Source organism: Metabacillus fastidiosus NBRC 101226, assembly GCF_001591625.1.
Taxonomy (GTDB): domain Bacteria; phylum Bacillota; class Bacilli; order Bacillales; family Bacillaceae; genus Metabacillus; species Metabacillus fastidiosus.
In genome coordinates this window covers 1-14903 of sequence record NZ_BCVG01000044.1, presented here as the reverse complement: position 1 = coordinate 14903, position 14903 = coordinate 1, and the positions used below count along the sequence as shown (strand labels likewise).

At 37.0% G+C, this 14903-nt stretch carries 10 protein-coding genes, 1 other RNA gene, 1 pseudogene and 1 other annotated feature; of the genes and pseudogenes, 9 read left to right on the top strand and 3 right to left on the bottom strand.

Annotated elements, in window-relative coordinates; translation table 11 throughout:
* Window positions 1-73: 73 nt before the first annotated feature.
* Complete coding sequence (locus BFA01S_RS11865) at window positions 74-2284, top strand: RelA/SpoT family protein (RefSeq protein ID WP_066230400.1); 2211 nt, start codon at window positions 74-76, stop codon at window positions 2282-2284.
* A gap of 18 nt (window positions 2285-2302) precedes the next feature.
* Window positions 2303-2743, top strand: coding sequence for a D-aminoacyl-tRNA deacylase (gene dtd, locus BFA01S_RS11860; protein WP_066230397.1), 441 nt, complete (start codon window positions 2303-2305; stop codon window positions 2741-2743).
* Window positions 2744-2759: 16 nt separating this feature from the next.
* Here the strand turns inward: dtd and BFA01S_RS11855 are convergent, their stop codons facing one another.
* The gene (locus BFA01S_RS11855; RefSeq protein ID WP_066230395.1) at window positions 2760-4481 is read right to left on the bottom strand and encodes an N-acetylmuramoyl-L-alanine amidase family protein; all 1722 of its coding nucleotides are present in this window, start codon (window positions 4479-4481) and stop codon (window positions 2760-2762) included.
* Between the two features lie 147 nt (window positions 4482-4628).
* Here BFA01S_RS11855 and BFA01S_RS22430 point away from each other — a divergent pair, with 147 nt between their 5' ends.
* From BFA01S_RS22430 to BFA01S_RS11820, 7 genes and pseudogenes are all read left to right on the top strand, one after another.
* Window positions 4629-4805, top strand: a complete 177-nt coding sequence (locus BFA01S_RS22430) for a hypothetical protein (protein ID WP_156483629.1) — start codon at window positions 4629-4631, stop codon at window positions 4803-4805.
* A gap of 61 nt (window positions 4806-4866) precedes the next feature.
* Window positions 4867-5096 (top strand) — a binding site (T-box leader).
* 56 nt (window positions 5097-5152) lie between these two features.
* On the top strand, window positions 5153-6415 hold the full coding sequence (hisS, locus tag BFA01S_RS11850; RefSeq protein WP_066230393.1) for a histidine--tRNA ligase: 1263 nt from the start codon (window positions 5153-5155) through the stop codon (window positions 6413-6415).
* 16 nt (window positions 6416-6431) lie between these two features.
* The gene (aspS, locus tag BFA01S_RS11845; RefSeq protein WP_066230390.1) at window positions 6432-8207 is read left to right on the top strand and encodes an aspartate--tRNA ligase; all 1776 of its coding nucleotides are present in this window, start codon (window positions 6432-6434) and stop codon (window positions 8205-8207) included.
* A 135-nt stretch (window positions 8208-8342) separates the two neighbouring features.
* Window positions 8343-8530, top strand: a non-coding RNA gene (ssrS, locus tag BFA01S_RS11840) — 6S RNA.
* A gap of 347 nt (window positions 8531-8877) precedes the next feature.
* On the top strand, window positions 8878-9735 hold the full coding sequence (locus tag BFA01S_RS11835; protein WP_169800480.1) for a DUF1672 family protein: 858 nt from the start codon (window positions 8878-8880) through the stop codon (window positions 9733-9735).
* A gap of 21 nt (window positions 9736-9756) precedes the next feature.
* A pseudogene (locus tag BFA01S_RS23740) lies at window positions 9757-11814 on the top strand (SA1320 family protein).
* 172 nt (window positions 11815-11986) lie between these two features.
* Complete coding sequence (locus BFA01S_RS11820) at window positions 11987-12754, top strand: tRNA threonylcarbamoyladenosine dehydratase (protein WP_066230378.1); 768 nt, start codon at window positions 11987-11989, stop codon at window positions 12752-12754.
* Between the two features lie 44 nt (window positions 12755-12798).
* Here the strand turns inward: BFA01S_RS11820 and BFA01S_RS11815 are convergent, their stop codons facing one another.
* On the bottom strand, window positions 12799-13377 hold the full coding sequence (locus BFA01S_RS11815; protein WP_066230376.1) for an RsfA family transcriptional regulator: 579 nt from the start codon (window positions 13375-13377) through the stop codon (window positions 12799-12801).
* A gap of 79 nt (window positions 13378-13456) precedes the next feature.
* On the bottom strand, window positions 13457-14722 hold the full coding sequence (locus BFA01S_RS11810; protein ID WP_066230372.1) for a replication-associated recombination protein A: 1266 nt from the start codon (window positions 14720-14722) through the stop codon (window positions 13457-13459).
* Between the last annotated feature and the right edge of the window lie 181 nt (window positions 14723-14903).

Sequence of the window (14903 nt, the reverse complement as noted above, 5' to 3'; positions counted from 1 at the left end):
AAGATCAGTAACGAGCTATTTACTTAATGTTCAAGTAGTATAAAGCTTTCTAAATGATAAAAAAGGTGATTCCATGGCTAATGAACAAGTACTAACTGCAAGCCAAGTAATTGAAAAGGCTGGCCGTTATTTAATAAAAGAAGATTTAGCGTTCGTTGAACGAGCGTATAAATACGCAGAATATGCCCATCGGGAGCAGTATCGTAAATCTGGTGAACCGTATATTATTCACCCGATTCAAGTTGCTGGTATTCTCGTTGATTTAGAGATGGACCCGGCTACAATTGCTGGTGGTTTTCTTCATGATGTCGTTGAGGACACAGATGTAACACTTGATGATTTACGTGAGGAATTTAGTGATGAAGTAGCAATGCTTGTCGATGGTGTTACAAAGCTTGGAAAAATCAAATATAAATCAAAAGAAGAACAGCAGGCTGAAAACCATCGTAAAATGTTTGTAGCTATGGCCCAAGATATTAGAGTTATTTTAATTAAGCTTGCGGATAGACTTCATAATATGCGGACATTAAAGCATCTGCCACAAGAGAAGCAGCGCCGAATTTCAAATGAAACACTTGAAATTTTTGCACCGCTTGCACATCGTCTCGGGATTTCAAAAATAAAATGGGAACTTGAAGATACTGCTCTTCGTTATTTAAATCCACAGCAATATTACCGGATCGTGAATTTAATGAAGAAAAAGCGGGCAGAGCGTGAGCAGTATTTAGATGAAGTAATTGAAGAAGTGAGAAATCACGTTGAAGAAGTAAATATTGATGCAGATTTTTCCGGAAGACCGAAGCATATTTATAGTATTTACAGAAAAATGGCGCTTCAAAATAAGCAGTTCAATGAAATTTATGATTTGCTTGCAGTACGTATCGTTGTTAATAGTATTAAAGACTGCTATGCGGTATTGGGGATTATTCATACATGCTGGAAGCCGATGCCCGGTCGTTTTAAAGATTATATTGCAATGCCGAAGCCGAATATGTATCAATCTCTTCATACGACTGTCATCGGTCCAAAGGGAGAGCCGCTTGAAGTACAGATTCGAACAGTGGAAATGCATCAGATCGCTGAATATGGGATCGCGGCACATTGGGCGTATAAAGAGCATAAAGACCCTGATGAAAAGTCAACACTTGATGAGAAATTAACATGGTTTAGAGAAATATTAGAATTCCAAAATGATGTTGCAAATGCAGAAGAATTTATGGAATCATTAAAAATTGATTTATTTTCAGATATGGTATTCGTATTTACCCCTAAAGGGGATGTTATTGAATTGCCGTCTGGTTCTGTTCCAATTGATTTCTCTTACCGGATTCATTCTGAAATCGGAAATAAGACAATTGGTGCAAAAGTAAATGGAAAAATGGTTACACTTGATTACAAGCTCAAAACTGGTGATATTATTGAGATATTAACATCGAAGCATTCATACGGACCGAGTCAGGATTGGCTAAAGCTCGCTCAAACATCACAGGCAAAAAATAAAATCAGACAGTTCTTTAAGAAACAAAGACGGGAAGAAAATGTTGAAAAGGGAAAAGAGCTTGTTGAGAAAGAGATTAAAAATCTTGATTTTGATGTAAAAGAAATCATGACGGCTGAAAATATAAATCGGGTCGCTGAAAAGTTTAATTTTGCTAATGAAGAGGATATGTACGCGGCTGTCGGCTATAACGGCATAACTGCTCTTCAAGTCGCAAACCGTTTAACAGAAAAATGGCGTAGGAAGCGTGATGAAGAACAGCAGGAAAGAATAGTAGAAGAGGTTATTAATGAAAAGCCGAAATTCAGCTCCCATACGAGAAAAAGTGATGCTGGTGTACAAGTAAAAGGCATTGATAATCTGCTTATTAGACTTTCAAAATGCTGTAATCCTGTTCCTGGTGATGATATTGTCGGCTTCATTACGAAAGGACGAGGCGTTTCCGTTCATAGAGAAGATTGTCCAAATGTTCATACAGAGGATGCGAAGGAAAGATTAATCGATGTCGAATGGGAACATCAGTCCATAACAGAAGGGCGTAAGCGGGAATATAATGTCGAGATTGAAATATTAGGCTATGACCGCCGCGGTTTATTAAATGAAGTGCTGCAGGCTGTTAATGAAGCTAAAACAAATATTTCATCCGTATCTGGGAAGTCAGACCGTAATAAGATGGCAACTATTACAATGACAATTTCTATTTCAAATATTAGTCATCTTCATAAAGTTGCTGAGCGAATTAAGCAAATTCCTGATATATATTCTGTGCGCCGTCTGATGAGCTAGAGAAAGGAATTTAAGATCGTGAAAGTTGTTGTACAAAGAGCGAAAGATGCGAGCGTAAAAGTAAATGAGGAAATTGTCGGAGAGATTACACAAGGATTAGTTATTTTAGTCGGGATCACTCATGAGGATAAAGAAGAGGATGCAGATTTTCTAGCTGATAAAATTGCTAATTTACGTATTTTCGAAGATGAAGAAGGTAAAATGAATTTATCTTTATTAGATGTTGGCGGGGAAGTCTTGTCTGTTTCGCAATTCACATTATATGGGGATTGCAAAAAAGGAAGACGACCTAATTTCATGGCAGCAGCAAAGCCGGATGATGCTCTTATTTTATACGAATATTTTAATGAGAAGCTTAGAGAAAAAGGAATTGCTGTGGAAACAGGAAAGTTTGGAGCAATGATGGATGTGCAGCTTACAAATGTAGGACCTGTTACATTTATTATTGAAAGCAAATGAGGTGGAGAAATCCACCTCATTTAAAATATTGTGATAAACCATAATAAATAGCCTGTGATGCTTTTTCCTGATAACCTGCTGTATTCATTGTCATTTCCTCTGTGCGATTACTCAGGAATCCAAGCTCTATTAAAACAGACGGACGGTTGTTTTCCCGTAACACATGGAAATTTCCAAAACGTATACCTCGGTCAAAGAAGTTGGTTTCTTTGACGAGTTCTTTTTGAATGGCTTTTGCCAGCGTTTGATCTTTTAAAGAATTATAATAAAAAGTTGAAACGCCCCTCGTACTACTGTTTGAAGCACTATCATAGTGAATACTTACAAATGCGTCAGCAGTACGGTAATGTGTTGTGCTCACTCTTGAAGTAAGGCTTACATATGTATCGTTAGACCTTGTTAAAAACACATTTGCTCCGGAAGCTTTCAATTTATTATAAACGAGGTTGGCTGTTTTTAATGTCAGATTTTTCTCCAATGTACCCCTGACACCGATTGTTCCACTATCTCGCCCGCCATGTCCCGCATCGATAATAATTGTTTTATTTCGTAAATATTGCTGAACACCCGGCTTATTAACGGAATTGGAACTTCCATTCGTCTCCACTACCCAGCCTGCTACAAATCCTGTTTTATTATTGCCAAGATTTATTTTATACCAGTTTCCACTTGTACTTATAATAGGAAACTGCTCATCTTTATCCACTCTTTTTACAACTGAATTCGTTGTCGCTGGTCCTGATCGGACATTGGTGCCATTATATAAAATTTTCACCTTGTTCGTACTGCTCGTTGATGGCGCTTTTTCCTGTCCATCTTTTGCGATATAGGAACTGGACACCCATCCTGTTTTTTTACCGGAATATGATATTTTATACCAGTTACTTTTTTCTTCTAAAATAGTGACCTTTGTTCCTTTAGTAATAGAATCGATAATATTACTGTCTAAAGTCCCTTTTGTTCGTACCTTCAATGAAGTTACTGTAACAGTTCCTAATTTTTTATTATCAGTATTTTGTTTTGGATTTTCTTTCGTAAAAGTGACGTAATCACTGTGAACCCAACCTTTATTATTATTGAAGCGGATTTCCATCCATTTCCCTTGCTCGCTAATAATGTTTATATTTGCGCCGTTATTCATCTTTCCGATCACAGAGCCATTTGTAGAAGGTGTTTTTCTAATATTGATGGAATTTCCTTTTATCATTCCAGTCTTCACGGCTGATGATGAAGATTTATTAGTATTGTATTTAACATGGGAGGAGAGCACCCATCCTTCTTTTCCATTTAAAGAAATTTGAATCCATGATCCGCTTTTACTAATATAGACCGCTTTTGTTCCTTTCTCAAATACAGTAACAGTCGGAAAGCTTGTCCCTGGTCCTTGCCGCACTCTAAGACCAGTTGCTGTTGATTCAATGACAGTGGAGCTGGATGAAGCTTTTGTATTTTTGTTATTTCCTGACTCTGTCACAAGCCAGCTTGCCACCCATCCTTTTTTATTTCCTGCTACTTTTAACTGAAGCCAGTCATTTTGTTTTTTTAGAACTTCATAGCTTTCTCCTTTTTTCAGTGTAGCTACAACAGAATAAGTTAAACCTGGACCACTTCGGACATTTAGATCGTCAACATTACTTTTTACTTTTGTACTATCAGCATAACTAATAAAAGATAATGTAAATAAATTCATTATTATGAAGATGATCAATGCCGAAATGAAAGTATTTTTTCGAAACAAACGTTAATCCTCCTCATCTTTTGGTACTTAATGGATGTTTAAACCATTTCTCTACTTTATATCGACAATCCTTTTATGATATTGAAATATTTTTTTGAAAGTGGAAATGCTAATACATATGATCATATGCCGAAAGGATGTTGCAAAATGAGATTTAGCGAAAAAGGAGAGCTGTCCAGCTCCATGAACCGTAATATATTTGGAGTGGATTTTCACGATCGTCTCGAAAGACAGGAACAAAATTTAGCGAATGAAATGGCTTCAGAGTATGGTGTGTCACCTCATGAAGTGAAGAAAATAAAAAAACAGATAAGTCGCTCTTGACATACCTATATAAATATACGTATGATAAGAACAAATTGACTGTTAGTAAATAACTGAATTAATTGAACCGCTAAGGAAGAAAAGTAATTAAGAATACACATGGAAAGAGAAGAAATGCCTTAGGCTGAAAGTATTTCTGCATGATGACTTATATGAAAAACACTTCTTAGGTTTCTCTCTGAAAAGCATTTTGCTTAGTAGGAGCTGAACGTGACAGACGTTATCTGTTTAAAGTGGGAGCTTATTTGCTTCAACTAGGGTGGAACCACGGGTATAACTCTCGTCCCTACATTATGTAGAGACGGGAGTTTTTTGTTTTAAAACGCAAAAGACGGGAGGATTGTGAAATGGCATTTCAAATTCCTAGAGGTACGCAGGATATACTGCCTGGAGAAGTAGAACGCTGGCAGTATATTGAAAATACTGCGCGTGAGCTATGTAAAACATATCAATATAAAGAAATTCGGACACCGATTTTCGAACATACGGAATTATTTGCAAGAGGTGTCGGTGAATCAACGGATATCGTGCAAAAGGAAATGTATACTTTTGAAGATAAAAAGGGAAGAAGCATTACGCTTCGTCCGGAAGGAACTGCAGCAGCTGTAAGAGCATTTGTTGAAAAGAAGCTTTTTGCAAATCCGCAGCAGCCGACAAAGCTTTATTATATCGGACCGATGTTCCGTTATGAACGCCCTCAGACAGGCCGTTTCAGACAGTTCGTTCAGTTCGGAATCGAAGCAATGGGTAGTAATGATCCGGCAATTGACGCAGAAGTTATTTCTCTTGCGATGGCACTTTATGAAAAGCTTGGTTTAACAAAATTAAAGCTGATCATTAATAGTTTAGGAGATGCGGAAAGCAGAAAGGCGCACCGTGATGCACTTATCGCTCATTTTGAGCCGAGAATCGATGAGTTCTGTTCAGATTGTCAGCACCGCCTGAAGCAAAATCCACTTCGAATCTTAGACTGTAAAAAAGACCGTGATCATGAGTTAATGGAAACTGCACCGTCTATTCTGGATTTCTTAAACGAAGAGTCAAAGCTCTATTTTGAGAAAGTACAGCAATATTTAACGAGCATTGGTATTTCTTATGAAGTAGATCCAGGATTGGTGCGAGGACTCGATTATTATAATCATACGGCATTTGAAATTATGAGTGATGCAGAAGGATTCGGGGCTATTACGACTTTATGCGGTGGCGGAAGATACAATGGCTTAGCAAAGGATATCGGCGGACCGGAAACTCCGGGAATCGGTTTTGCGTTAAGTATTGAAAGACTTCTTGCTGCTCTTGATGCAGAAGGTGTTAAACTGCCAATCGATCAGCACATAGACTGTTATATTGTAACAATGGGTGATAAAGCGAAGGACATGTCTGTTTCATTACTTTATAATTTAAGAAAAGCAGGTTTAACTGTTGAAAAGGATTATGAAGATAAGAAAATGAAAGCACAGTTTAAAGCAGCAGACCGTCTGAATGCCAGATTTGTTGCTGTTTTAGGTGACGATGAAATCGAAAAAAATATTATTTCAGTGAAAAATATGGAGACAGGCACACAGGAAGAAGTATCAATTGATGAGCTTGTTTCATATTTAAGCAAATAAAAAGGAGAGAAAATTTATGTTTGGTCGTACATATTATTGTGGTGAAATAACAGAAGCCGCTATTGGCGAAGAAGTTGTATTAAAAGGGTGGGTACAAAGAAGACGTGACCTTGGAGGATTAATTTTCATTGATCTGCGTGACCGTACAGGTATCGTACAAATCGTATTTAATCCAGACGTGTCTGCTGAAGCGCTGGCTATTGCTGAAACAGTTCGTAATGAATATGTATTAGATATTACAGGAAAAGTAATTGAGCGTGACCCAAGTACTTTCAACCCTAATATCAGCACTGGGAAAATTGAAATCTATGTTGAAAAAGTAAATATTATTAACAGCGCGAAAACACCTCCATTCCAAATTGAGGACCGTTCGGAAGACGTTTCAGAGGATGTTCGCTTAAAATATCGCTACTTAGATTTAAGAAGACCTGTTATGTTTGATACGTTCCAAATGAGACATAATGTAACGAAATCTATGCGTAATTTCTTAGATGATAACGGATTTTTAGATGTAGAAACACCGATTTTAACAAAGAGTACACCAGAAGGAGCACGTGACTATTTAGTACCTAGCCGTGTTCATGAAGGAGAATTTTATGCATTACCGCAGTCACCGCAAATTTTCAAACAATTATTAATGGTTTCTGGCTTTGACCGTTATTATCAAATTGCCCGCTGTTTCCGTGATGAGGACCTGCGTGCTGACCGTCAGCCTGAATTTACACAAGTCGATATTGAAGCATCATTTATGAGCCAGGATGATCTTATGAGCTTAGCTGAGCAAATGATGGCGAAGATTATGAGAGAAACAAAAGGTATTGAATTAGAACTTCCGCTTCCACGCATGCCTTATGAAGAAGCGATGGGACGCTACGGTTCTGACAAGCCTGATACACGTTTCGGACTTGAATTAGTTGATGTCGGTGAAGTTGTTAAAAACTGCGGCTTAAAAGTATTCAGCAATGTGATTCAAAGTGGCGGGGAAGTAAAAGCAATTAACGTAAAAGGAATTGCTGATCAATATTCCCGTAAAGAATTTGATGCACTGACAGAATTCGCTGGAAACTACGGTGCAAAAGGTTTAGCATGGTTAAAATATGAAGCGGACGGTTTAAAAGGACCAATCGCTAAATTCTTTACAGAAGAAGAAGTGAACGGTCTAATTCAAGTATTAAACGCTGAGGTTGGCGATGTATTCTTATTCGTTGCTGATAAAAAATCAGTTGTTGCCGATGCATTAGGTGCTGTTCGTCTAAAACTAGGAAAAGACCTTGGATTAATTGATGAGAGCAAATTCAATTTCCTATGGGTTGTTGACTGGCCGCTCTTAGAGTATGATGCAGAAGAAAACCGTTATTATGCGGCGCACCATCCATTTACAATGCCGGTTCGTGAACATGTTGAATTATTTGAGACAGACCCGGCAAGTATGAAAGCTCAAGCATATGACTTAGTATTAAACGGTTATGAGCTTGGCGGCGGTTCAATCCGTATTTTCGAAAAAGATGTTCAAGAGAAAATGTTCAAATTATTAGGCTTCACGGAAGAAGAAGCGCGTGAACAGTTTGGTTTCTTACTTGATGCATTTGAGTACGGAACACCTCCGCACGGTGGACTTGCATTAGGTTTAGACCGACTTGTTATGCTGCTTGCAGGCAGAACAAACTTACGTGACACAATTGCATTCCCGAAAACAGCTAGCGCAAGCGATCTGTTAACAGATGCACCAGGTGAAGTAAGTGAAGCACAATTAAGAGAACTGCATTTAAAATTACGTGCACCTAAAAAATAAAAGAAAAAGAAAAGACCGGGCGATTTTAAAGCTCGGTCTTTCTTAATAATAAGGAATTTAATTTTAAATATGAAAAATTTTAGGAAGTGCTTGAAAACGCTTTCTTTGTATGATATTCTTAATTTAATTTAAAACGAAGTCCTGATGTGTACGTTGTACACCTAGTTTTGACCTAACACTATTTATAAGGGAGCTTGTGTTTTCGTTCATAGTAAATGCCTCATCATACGAAAGAGGACTTATGAATGAGCGAAATAAAGCACCCACCTGCTTGAGTGCAGGTTCAAAACGAGGGAAACGGCGACGGCATAATTGGGGCTTCGTTTTTTGTTGTTTCATTATATTCTTTTGACCTCTTTTACTGTATTCCTCGCATATAAACTTCCACTCTTTATTCCATACTGAATATACATTGAATTTTGTAAATTCCTCTTTTATATAAAATTATTTAGGTCAAACTTCCTTTATCCATCTAGTTAATTAATACCTTTTTATCTATATTCAAACAAAAATTTCCTTTTTACCTTTAAAATCTAAAGATGAATATAAGTATTGTTTTGTATATGTAATTTTAAAGACAAGAGGAGATAGAGAAATGAATAAAAAGAGGAAAACAATAGCATTGGGAATAGGATTCTCAGTCTCTTTATTGTTGGGAGGCTGTTTTGAGATGAAAAGTTCTGAAAACCAATTAACAGAAGAAAGTAAGTCGAAAAGTAAAGTGGAAGAAGACTATTATATAAGCGTACAAGAATACACCGGCCAGGGTTATAAACTTCCAAATGGAGAGAAGACAGATAAAATCGCAAAAGAGTATCGGAAAGAAATTGATAAGGCAGTGAAAAAGTTTTTTCAGGAAAAATACAAAACAGAAGTGATTGTTCATAATACAGTTGGGGCAGTGGACGGTGCCACTGTTTTTGTGGAATCGGTAGGAGAACCGCATTTTTATACATATGCGATTATACCGATAGATGTGGATGAAGAAGAAGTGTTGTCAGATCAAGTGTGGTCTCAGGAAGGGGAAGTTGAAAATGCGATTATGGCTGGGGTTTATGGAATGATTTATGAAGAAGAGTTTAACAAGCTTGATCAATATTTAGATTCTATAGTGAAAGAACATCCCGTAACCGGTATACGTCAGGAAGCACTGGAAAAGGTGGCGGGAGGTAAGTTCAGCACTCCTTATTATTATGTAAATGCTATAGAGTATGAATTTGATGCTCTTTTAAAGGAATATTTGAAGAACCCGCATATGGAAAAAGCAACGTGGAAAGAGAAGTTTAAAGGAGCTACTTTTAATCCAGAAGGTCTTTTAATTACTTTAGATTTGTATATGTCAAAGCCAAATACAGAACCTGATAAGGTGATTTTCGATAAGATAGTATCTGATATTAAGAATATGGAAGGTCTGCCATCCGGTGCCTATTCTATTATATTAAATGATAATTTAATTTCAAAAAGGTCAGCTCGAGGTACAAAAGATAACTCACTTAGGAGTGCTGATCCTGATTATATTATAAAGTGATAGAAAGGAAGGATAAAATAAATGAGTACGTTAGTTCCAGTTAAATCAGGAAATAACTATGATAAAGACATTGTCCAACTTGCAGGTTATTATGCTTACCGTTCTAAGAAGGAAGGTGATTCTATAAAAATTAATGATACTATTTATACTATTCGTAATATTAAAGAAGATAGAATCTCAGGATTAGATGCATTTACCATAGAAAATTATAAAACAAAAGAATACTACGTCATTTACGTCGGTACAGAAGACTTAGCAGATACAAAAACAAATATCCAATTATTAAGTGAACTGGAGCCTAAACAAATAGCACAAGCGAATGATTATTTCTTAGAAATGTCTAAAAAATACAATGTTACAAAAGTTGGAGGAAATTCACTAGGCGGGGGATCGGCAAACGGTGTGGCGGTGAGAAATCCGGGAGTAACATCAGTAACGCTAAATGCGGCTCTTCTGCCTGAAGGTATGGTAGATCCTAATAAGAAATATGATAATATAACGAACTATTACAGCGGTCTCGATATTTTAATGAATGCACAAATGGCGGGGAGACTGGATAATCGTGTTCCGGGTGAAAAAATCGAGATTAATAACGGGGTGCCCGGTTTAAAAAATATTGTTTCTAATCATATGGGGTATCCTGATCAAGAAAAAGGTAAATTTGTTTATGAAATAGGCAAAGAAGGGGAAATTGGCTCTGGAAAGATTGAGTCGGGTGCAGATGCACATATTGTTACGAGCGCTTGGACGGGACAGCCGCTCCATGGAGAAAGCTCTGGAAAGATTGAAATAAATCATGAAAATCTTAAAATGCTCGAACAAGGTTTGTAAAATGAAGTGGGTGACCGTTTAGATTTAGTGTATAGATATATGAAAAATTCCGTTGAAATTGTTCGTGATGAGAGCAGCCGTTTTAATGAAAGGGTTGAGACCCTGCAAAATAACTTTCAAGAAATTTATGAAGAATTGATAGAAGATGCTTGGTTTTCCGGACTTACGGCAGGCGGAAATATATTGAAAGCAAAAATAAACGAACTTATTTCTTTTTTAGATACAGCAGAAAAGTATTGTCTTTCATTAAATGCTGTTTTGAATTCACCGCCTGCAGAACTGATAGAAAGTATACTTGGTGTAAATATTGATGTAGAAACTTTATTTGATGAAGCAAGATCCGTATTAAAAACGATTAACGATAGAATAGATGATATTATAAATGGATTTATCCATATAATAAATGATAAAATTCCCCTGCTGTTTAAAGGAGGAACGGATGCTTTTAGTGATGCAATTGTCGGAGAACTGACTGCGCATTATAATATTGTGGACCGCAACAGAGAGAAATTAGTAACTCATCTTAAGGAGTATAGAACACAAGTGAAAAATACAGCGGATTCATTTAAGAAAAGGGATGAAGATTTAGCTGGTGCCATCTCTCGTGGATCGCAAGTTGGAGAGGTGGGTGAGGTTCAAAAGACGAATGCTTACCCGATAGAGGAATCTGCTTATATGAAAACGAGGATGAAGATAAAAGAAATTCATTTAAATCTCGTATTCCAATCATTTAAAACTAATACAAGCGCAATTGTCATTCCGATACTTGGGCTATTAAAAGCAGCATTATCAACATTGGAAGCAATATGCGCCGCAGTTAAGGCAGCAGCAAATGTAGCATTATACAGTAATATTCCAACCGAAGCGCTTAGTATTTTCACCGATTTTGATGAGAAAATTAGAGGGGAAATAGACGAAATTTTAAAGCCGCTTAATGATGCGGCAAAGATTGTTGAAGGAGTAAAGGACGGCGTTGGCAGGCTTATTATATATTATCCGGTTCTTTTAGACAGGATGCGCCCTTATATTAATGAAGCCCTTTTTACGAATGAGAAGTTTTCCAATGTACATAAATATAACTTTGCTTCAATTAATATTCTTAAGGAAATGCAAATTGTTTTTGATGATATTGTGAAACAATTGTCTAATGAAAAGGCACAAGCAATAGATCTTTTATGTAATTACTCGAAAAATATTAAAACAACTATGGGATTATTTGAAGAGCAGATTGACCGGGTTACTCTTTAATAATGATAATGCCTATTTTCATATGTATATGTTAGGAAATTTTAAGGTTCTATTAAAAATTTCCTTTTTTCTATTTCTTTTTAGTTTCTGAATAAAGTATAATTAAACCTTGCTTGGATAAAATACATCCATTAATTAATGAAGAAAGTAAAGCAAAAATGGAGTGAATACATTGCTACATCAATTTTCAAGAAATGAACTAGCGATTGGAAAAGAAGGTTTAGATATTCTTAAAAATAGTACTGTTGCGGTACTTGGTGTCGGCGGGGTTGGTTCTTTCTCTGTCGAGGCATTGGCACGTTCCGGTGTAGGCAGATTAGTTCTCGTTGATAAAGATACTATTGATATTACAAATGTAAATCGTCAGTTACCGGCGTTATTATCAACGGTTGGGCAGCCGAAAGTTGATTTAATGAAGGAACGGATAAAAGATATAAACCCTGAATGTGAAGTAATTGCATTAAAAATGTTTTATACAGAAGAAACGTATGAGCAGTTTTTTGAATATGAGCTTGATTATGTCATTGATGCTTCAGATACGATCTCTTATAAAATACATCTTATGAAGGAATGTCTTGACCGTAATATTCCGATTATTTCAAGTATGGGTGCAGCAAATAAAATGGACCCGACTCGTTTTCAAATTGCGGATATTTCGAAAACACATACAGATCCGATAGCGAAAGTTATTCGGACAAGACTGCGTAAGCAGGGGATTCATAAAGGTGTTAAAGTTGTCTTTTCTGATGAAAGTCCGATCGTTATCCGTGAAGATATTAGGAAAGAAGTAGGAAATGATGAGGCGAGTATTAGAAAAGCGCAAATGCCTCCGTCATCGAATGCGTTTGTTCCTTCTGTCGCAGGCTTAATTATGGGCGGCCACGTTATTACTGAATTATTAAAAGGGATAAAAATATACAGAGTGAAAGATAAGCAGTAAAAAAGCTAAAGGGACTGGCTCAAAAAAGAGTCGGTCCCTTACAGCTAGTTGACTAAGTTATTTCCGTCTTTATTATCATCGCCCAGTATAATATTCTTTCTTGCTTCATCAATAATTTTGACGAGAATTTTATAATCTTCTTCAATGGATTGATGAGCATTTTTAAGTTTCTCATATTTCTTCTGCAATTCTTTATTTTCTTTCAGCAGCTCTTCATTTCTTTTCTGAAGCAACAGATGATCAGTTTTTATTGACTGGGCTTGACCTCCGTCATTTGCTTCTTTCATATTTTGAAGAAAGGCAATACAGTCTTCAAGTGTTAAGCTGCTTATATCGTTGTTATCATCAGCTACAACTCTGTGTTTAGCAGAGCTTTTCTTTTCTTTGTTCTCTTCTCTTTTTTTCTCTCTTCTTCGTTTTTTAGCTATTTCAATTGCTTCTGTATAATGCTGCCGTATTTCTGCATTCCAGCGAAAGCCGCAAGCTGCTGCCGTCCGGTTTAATTTTTCACCGACTTCTTCAAATGCAGCGATTTGTGTACTGCCTTCACGGATAAAACGAAGTACTGTTTCAGCGAGGAGCAAATCATCTTCATGTGACCAGGCATCATGTCTTACTTTCACACAGTCTACCTCCCAAGGAGAATCATTAATTACCCTGATTATTCCCTACTCCTCTGCTTTTTATTCTCTTTTGCTAGTTTCATTGTGATTTTAAAAGTTTTTCGTAAATTTGTTTTAAGGCTAATTCAAATTTTCCTGTTTTTTTCGGCTTATAGTACATTTTATTTTTTAAGCGTTCAGGGAGATACTGCTGTTTCACCCAGCCGTTCTCAAAATCATGGGGATATAAATAATCAGTGCCTCTGCCTAATGTTTTTGCCCCCTCGTAATGAGCATCTTTTAAATGAGGCGGAATTTCACCGCTCAATCCATTTCGAATATCTATTAAAGCTTCGTCCAATGCTTTATAGGCACTATTGGATTTTGGTGACAGACAGAGCTCAACAACAGCATTAGCAAGCGGAATTCTAGCTTCAGGAAATCCGAGCCGTTCGGAAGCTTCAATTGCCTGCAGTGTTCTTCCACCGGCTTGAGGATTGGCAAGGCCTATATCTTCATAAGCAATTACTAATAATCTTCTATTAATGCTTACTAAATCTCCTGCTTCGATCAGTCTTGCCAAGTAATGGAGCGCAGCATTTACATCTGAACCGCGAATGGATTTTTGAAAAGCAGACAATACATCATAATGTGCATCCCCGTTTTTATCATGGACAAAGCTTTTCTTCTGCAAGCATTCTTCTGCTGTTTTTAAATCGATGGAAATAGTTTCAGCTCCATCTTTTTCACTTGAAAGGACGGCGAGTTCAAGCGCATTTAAAGCAGAGCGCACATCTCCTGCACAACTGTTTGAAAAATGGTGTAAAGCCTCTTCTGTAATACTGACTTTGTAATTGCCAAGCCCATCTTTTTCATCCGTCAAAGCACGCTCTAATGCCATTTTAATCTCTTCTGGAGAGAGAGGATGTAATTCGAATATTTGGCATCTGCTCCGAATAGCCGGGTTAATGGCATGATATGGATTACTCGTTGTGGCTCCAATTAAAATGATCATTCCGTTTTCTAAATATGGAAGCAGAAAATCCTGTTTTGCTTTATCAAGCCTATGTACTTCATCAAGGATCAGAATAACTTTACCGGACATTTTCGCTTCCGCAGCGACGATTTCCATATCCTTTTTATTATTGACAACAGCATTTAATTTTCGGAATGCGGTCTTTGTACTGCCGGCAATTGCTGTAGCAATTGATGTTTTGCCAATGCCGGGCGGCCCATATAAAATCATAGAAGACAAATGTTTTGCCTTAACCATTCGATTGATGATTTTACCTTCTGCAACGAGATGCTCCTGACCGATAATTTCCTCTATTTTAGTCGGTCTCATCCGAAATGCTAATGGTTTCATTCAACTGCACCTCACTTATAAACTTCTTTTATTGTTTTTCTATGGAAGGGGAGACTAAGATTCAATATGAAGTAAAAATTAATGATCCCCAATTTCATTTTGTCCTAGCCTTAACGGGCAGTAAGACTCCCCCTTCAAAGTTCTGAGAATTCGAAGAGGTTAAGTGAGAGATCCAACTGCC